Below are 245 nucleotides of genomic sequence, written 5' to 3' on the forward strand. Positions count from 1 at the left end.
GCAGATGATCGACTACTTCCTGCAGCATCGCCGCGAAGTGGTCACCCGCCGCACCGTGTTCCAGTTGCGCAAGGCCCGCGAGCGCGGCCACGTGCTGGAAGGCCTGGCCGTGGCGCTGGCCAACATCGACGACTTCATCGCCATCATCAAGGCCGCCCCGACGCCTCCCGTCGCGCGCCAGGAACTGATGGCCAAGTCCTGGGATTCCTCGCTGGTGCGCGAAATGCTGTCGCGCGCCGACGGCG

1 protein-coding gene is annotated in these 245 nt (G+C 67.8%); it reads left to right on the forward strand.

Annotated features, from left to right (window positions below; genetic code table 11):
• Window positions 1-245, forward strand: a 245-nt coding sequence (locus SB771_RS36340; RefSeq protein ID WP_410722203.1) for a DNA gyrase subunit A, incomplete at both ends; no start/stop codon positions are given.

Source organism: Burkholderia sp. SIMBA_051 (genome assembly GCF_046534915.1).
GTDB classification, from domain to species: domain Bacteria; phylum Pseudomonadota; class Gammaproteobacteria; order Burkholderiales; family Burkholderiaceae; genus Burkholderia; species Burkholderia ambifaria.